The sequence below is a fragment of the Mycobacterium sp. genome (assembly GCF_049281135.1).
Taxonomy (GTDB): Bacteria; Actinomycetota; Actinomycetes; order Mycobacteriales; family Mycobacteriaceae; genus Mycobacterium.
In genome coordinates, this window is sequence record NZ_JBAPRN010000263.1 from 1 (window position 1) to 5,463 (window position 5,463).

The window sequence follows — 5,463 nt, forward strand, 5'->3', positions numbered from 1 at the left end:
CAGAAGGCCAGCCGGATCCGGCAGATCACAGCGAAGAAGACCCGCGAGTCGCTGCAAGCCACCGCGCAGCTCACCCAGATCCATGAGGCCGACATGACCAGGATCGTCGCGCTGCGGGAAAAGGCCAAGGCCGGGTTCGCTGAACGCGAGGGCGTGAATCTGACCTTCCTGCCGTTCATCGCACGCGCCGTGATCGACGCGCTCAAAGCGCATCCGAATGTCAATGCCAGCTACAACGAGGACACCAAGGAGATCACCTACTACGACGCCGAGCATCTCGGCTTCGCGGTTGACACCGAGCAGGGGCTCCTTTCCCCCGTCATCCACAACGCCGGCGACCTGTCGCTGGCCGGGTTGGCGCGCGCGATCGCCGACATCGCCGCCCGCGCCCGCTCAGGCGATCTGCGGCCCGACGAGCTGTCCGGCGGAACCTTCACGATCACCAACATCGGCAGTCAGGGCGCGCTGATGGACACCCCAATCCTGGTGCCGCCGCAGGCCGCGATGCTGGGCACCGGGGCGATCGTCAAACGACCGCGCGTCGTCGTCGACGAAACCGGCAACGAATCCATCGGCGTGCGGTCGGTCTGCTACCTCCCGCTGACTTACGACCATCGACTGATCGACGGCGCTGATGCCGGACGGTTCGTGACCTCCATCAGGCATCGGCTTGAAGAAGGCGCGTTCGAGGCCGATCTGGGACTCTAGGAGGGCTTGAATCGTGACCCATACCGTCGCGATCGCAGGCTCGTCCGGCCTGATCGGGTCGGCTCTGGTCACGGCGCTGCGCACCGCAGACCACCACGTGTTGCGGATCGTGCGTCGGGCACCGGCGAACGCCAATGAGCTGCACTGGGATCCAGACGGCGGCGAGTTCGACGCCGGGGCGTTGCAGGGCGTCGACGCCGTGGTCAACCTGTGCGGCATCAACATCGGGCAGCGACGCTGGTCGGGGGCGTTCAAGCAGAACCTGCGCGACAGCCGCATCACCCCGACCGAAGTGCTGGCCACCGCCGTCGCCGACGCGGGGGTCGGCGTGCTGGTCAACGCCAGCGCGGTCGGCTATTACGGCGACACGAAGGACCGTGTGGTCGACGAAACCTCCTCGCCGGGAACAGGTTTCCTGGCCCAGCTGTGCAAGGACTGGGAGGCGGTCACGGTGCCGGCCCGCGACGCCGGCATGCGCGTGGTGCTGGCCCGAACCGGCGTGGTGCTGGCCGCGTCCGGCGGAGCGCTACGTCAGTTACGGCCGCTGTTCTCTGTGGGCCTCGGAGCCCGCCTGGGCAGCGGCCGCCAGTACATGTCGTGGATCAGCCTCGAAGATCAGGTGCGGGCGCTGCGGTTCGCCATCGACGACGACCGGCTGTCCGGGCCGGTGAACCTGACCGGGCCGGCGCCGGTCACCAACGCCGAATTCACCGCCGCCCTGGGCCGGGCGGTCAACCGGTCCACCCCGCTGATGGTGCCGGCTTTCGCGGTGCGGGCTGCGCTCGGCGAATTCGCCGAGGAGACGCTGTTGAGCGGGCAACGCGCGATCCCCGCTGCGCTGGAGCGGGCCGGCTTCGAATTTGAGCACAAGACGGTCGGCGAAGCACTCCGCTACGCCACCGCGACGCGCGATGTCGCCTAGCAGCTGCCAGGTTGTCGCCAGGTTCGAGTTGTAACCTCTGCGCCGTGAGTTCGATCCGCTCGAGCACGGTCCCGGTCGACATCCGCCAGATGGAGACCGTGGACTACCGCGTCGCCTGGCAGCTGCAGCAGGAGCTGGCCCAGGCGCGCGCCGCCGGCGGCACCGACAAATTGCTCCTGCTCGAACACCCGTCGGTTTATACGGCTGGCCGGCGCACCGCGGCACACGAGCGGCCGAGCGACGGCACACCCGTGGTCGACACCGATCGCGGCGGCAAGATCACCTGGCACGGGCCGGGGCAGTTGGTCGGCTACCCCATCATCGGGCTGACCGAGCCGCTCGATGTGGTCAATTACGTTCGGCGCATCGAGGAATCGCTGATCAAGGTATGCACCGACGTGGGTCTGCAGGTAGGCCGCATCGACGGCCGCTCCGGAGTGTGGGTGCCGGCCGGCGGGGGCCGACCGGCGCGCAAAATCGCCGCCATCGGCGTGCGGGTGGCGCGGGCGACGACGTTGCACGGGTTCGCGCTCAACTGCGACTGCGACCTCGGCGCGTTCGAGACGATCATCCCGTGCGGTATCAGCGACGCCGGCGTGACATCGATTTCCGCCGAACTGGACCACCAAGTCGGGGTCGAGGATGTCCGGTCGGCGGTCGCTGAGGCGGTCTGCGAGGCCCTGGATGGCCGGCTGGCAGTTAACCTGCAGCACAGCGCCGCCCGCGTAGCATCGACGTCGTGACCGTTGCCCCCGAAGGTCGGAAGCTACTGCGCTTGGAAGTGCGCAACGCGGAAACCCCGATCGAGCGCAAGCCGCCGTGGATCAGGACCCGGCTCCGGATGGGCCCGGAATACACCGAGCTGAAGAAGCTGGTCCGCCGTGAAGGCCTGCACACCGTGTGCGAGGAAGCCGGCTGCCCCAACATCTACGAGTGCTGGGAAGACCGTGAGGCCACCTTCCTGATCGGCGGTGAGGTGTGCAGCCGCCGCTGCGACTTCTGCCAGATCGACACCGGCAAGCCCGCGCCGCTCGATCGCGACGAACCGCGCCGGGTCGCCGAGAGCGTGCAGGCGATGAGCCTGCGGTACTCCACCGTGACCGGTGTGGCCCGCGACGACCTGCCCGACGGCGGCGCCTGGCTGTACGCGCAGACCGTGCGGGCCATCAAAGAGCTCAACCCGTCCGCCGGTGTCGAGCTGTTGATCCCCGACTTCAACGGCGACGCAGACCAGCTCCGGCAGGTCTTCGAGTCCCGCCCCGAGGTGCTGGCCCACAACCTCGAGACCGTGCCGCGGATCTTCAAGCGCATTCGTCCGGCGTTCTCTTACCAGCGCAGCCTCGACGTGCTCACCGCGGCAAGGGATTTCGGGCTGGTCACCAAAAGCAACCTCATCCTCGGGATGGGCGAGACGCCCGAGGAGGTGCGTGCGGCGCTGGCTGACCTACACGGGGCCGGATGCGACATCGTCACCATCACCCAATACCTGCGCCCGTCCGCGCGGCACCATCCGGTCGAGCGCTGGGTCCACCCCGATGAATTCGCAGAGTTCGCGCAGTACGCCGAGCAACTGGGATTCGCCGGAGTGCTGGCCGGTCCACTGGTGCGTTCGTCGTACCGGGCCGGACGGCTCTACCAGCAGGCCAGTCAGCAGCGGCACGAGACGCCCACCGCACAGCCGGGCTGAGCCCGGCTGTCAGTATTCTTGGCTACTATGGCCAAACCCCGCGATGCCAAGGCGAACAAGGCCGCCCGAGCCGAGGCGAAAGCCACGCGCAAGGCGGCCGCTAAGGAGCGCCGTAGCCAGCTCTGGCAGGCGTTCAACATTCAGCGTCAAGAGGACAAGCGACTACTGCCCTACATGATCGGCGCGTTCGTGCTGATCGTGGGCATCGCCGTCGCGATCGGGGTGTGGTCCGGCGGATTTGCCCTGATCTCGATGCCTGCGCTCGGTGTCGTACTGGGCGCGCTGGCGGCGTTCATCATCTTCGGCCGGCGCGCGCAGCGATCGGTGTACAGCAAGGCCGACGGTCAAACCGGGGCCGCCGCCTGGGCGCTGGACAACCTGCGCGGCAAGTGGCGGGTCACCCACGGGGTTGCGGCCACCGGGCATTTCGATGCCGTTCACCGGGTGCTCGGGCGTCCCGGCGTCATCCTGGTCGGCGAGGGATCCGCGAGCCGGGTCAAGCCTTTGCTTGCCCAGGAGAAGAAGCGCACCGCGCGACTGGTCGGCGATGTCCCGATCTACGACATCGTCGTCGGCAACGGCGACGGTGAGGTTCCGCTGGCCAAGCTCGAGCGCCACCTCACCAAGTTGCCGGCCAACATCACCGTCAAGCAGATGGACTCGCTGGAGTCACGGCTGAGCGCACTGGGATCGCGGGCCGGGACCGCCGCGATGCCCAAGGGCCCGATCCCCGGCAATGCCAAGATGCGCGGCGTCCAGCGCACTGTGCGCCGCCGGTAGACCACCGGCTTGACGATGCAGCGGGGGCACCTCCCAGCCGCGAAGCGGCGAGGGGGACGCGCAGCGCGATGAGGAGGAGCCGGGCAATCCGGTATCAGCGCCGCACGACGGCGGTGCCGGTCACGCGATCCTGGATCCCCCGCCCGTCGACGTCGACGAACAACGCCGGTATGACGAATGCGATCAGCACACCGCGCGCCGTGGCCCGGCCCAGTCCGACGTGCAGCCGCTCGTCGACGGATATCACCCGCAGGCCCAGCGCCAGCTGGCCCGGGGTGAACTCGAACAACCGAACGGCCACGATGCCGAGTCCCAGCCAGATCACCAAGACCGCCGTCGACAGCATGCGCAACGGGATCAGCCCGAGCGTCATCCCGAGGGCGGCCAAACCGTACGCAAGCAACCAGTCGACCAGCAGCGCGACCAATCGACGGCCCATCCGGGCCAATGAGCCGGGACCGTGTTCGGGCAGACCGAGCGGCCGGCCCTGATACCCCTGCGGTTCTCCCGATCCGACGGGTTCCCGACCGGATGGCGGGGGGCGGTTGCTGCGGGTCATCACCCCACAATAAGGTCAGTTCTGGCCAGACTCAGGGACAGCACGTGGTGCCACGTAACGTCGATGTAACACGAGGTTTGACTCAGGCGGCACCGCGTCCATAGCGTCTGACCGGGCAACCCGTTACACCTACGTAAACGGGATGCTCATCAGCAACCACAGTGGTTCGAAGCTCGCAGCAAAGGAGAGCGCTTCGGTGTCCGAAAATACGGCCGACGACATTTTCAAACTGGCCAAGGACGAGCATGTCGAATTCGTCGACGTGCGGTTCTGTGACCTGCCAGGCATCATGCAGCACTTCACAATTCCGATTTCATTCTTCGACGAGAGCGTATTCGAGGACGGGCTGGCCTTCGACGGCTCGTCGATTCGAGGGTTCCAGTCAATCCACGAATCCGACATGTTGCTCCTCCCCGACCCCGACACCGCGCAAATCGACCTGTTCACCCAAGCCAAGACGCTGAACCTGAACTTCTTCGTGCACGACCCGTTCACCCTTGAGCCGTACTCGCGCGACCCGCGCAACGTAGCCCGCAAGGCCGAGAACTACCTGAAGAGCACGGGCATCGCCGACACCGCCTACTTCGGCGCCGAGGCCGAGTTCTACATCTTCGACTCGGTCAGCTTCGACTCGCGCATCAACGGAACCTTCTACGAGGTCGACGCGATCTCCGGTTGGTGGAACACCGGCGAGCCGACCGAGAACGACGGCAGCCCGACCCGCGGATACAAGGTGCGCCCCAAGGGCGGTTACTTCCCGGTCGCCCCCACCGACCACTTCGTTGACCTGCGCAACACGATTCTCAC

The 5,463-nt window shown here is 67.0% G+C and carries 7 protein-coding genes; 6 read left to right on the forward strand and 1 reads right to left on the reverse strand.

The genetic code is table 11. The annotated features are described in order from the left end of the window. From sucB to WAN02_RS10625, 5 genes are all read left to right on the forward strand, one after another. Positions 1-708 (forward strand): 2-oxoglutarate dehydrogenase, E2 component, dihydrolipoamide succinyltransferase (sucB, locus tag WAN02_RS10605; RefSeq protein ID WP_422264112.1); only part of this gene is annotated, 708 nt, incomplete at its 5' end. A 13-nt stretch (positions 709-721) separates the two neighbouring features. Continuing rightward, complete coding sequence (locus tag WAN02_RS10610; RefSeq protein WP_422264114.1) at positions 722-1,630, forward strand: TIGR01777 family oxidoreductase; 909 nt, start codon at positions 722-724, stop codon at positions 1,628-1,630. A gap of 44 nt (positions 1,631-1,674) precedes the next feature. Then, positions 1,675-2,373, forward strand: a complete 699-nt coding sequence (gene lipB / locus WAN02_RS10615) for a lipoyl(octanoyl) transferase LipB (protein WP_422264116.1) — start codon at positions 1,675-1,677, stop codon at positions 2,371-2,373. Next, a complete protein-coding gene (gene lipA, locus WAN02_RS10620) occupies positions 2,370-3,317 on the forward strand; it encodes a lipoyl synthase (protein ID WP_422264118.1) in 948 nt (315 codons plus the stop codon). The genes lipB and lipA overlap by 4 nt, the downstream gene beginning before the upstream one ends. 27 nt (positions 3,318-3,344) lie before the next feature. Next, positions 3,345-4,097 carry a DUF4191 domain-containing protein gene (locus WAN02_RS10625; protein ID WP_422264120.1) on the forward strand — a complete coding sequence of 251 codons (753 nt, stop codon included), beginning with the start codon at positions 3,345-3,347 and terminating at the stop codon, positions 4,095-4,097. Between the two features lie 94 nt (positions 4,098-4,191). On the opposite strand, the gene WAN02_RS10630 is transcribed toward WAN02_RS10625, so the two are convergent. Next, on the reverse strand, positions 4,192-4,656 hold the full coding sequence (locus WAN02_RS10630; protein ID WP_422264122.1) for an RDD family protein: 465 nt from the start codon (positions 4,654-4,656) through the stop codon (positions 4,192-4,194). Between the two features lie 196 nt (positions 4,657-4,852). Here WAN02_RS10630 and WAN02_RS10635 point away from each other — a divergent pair. Beyond that, positions 4,853-5,463: glutamine synthetase beta-grasp domain-containing protein (locus WAN02_RS10635; protein ID WP_422264123.1), on the forward strand; the 611-nt coding region annotated here is incomplete at its 3' end.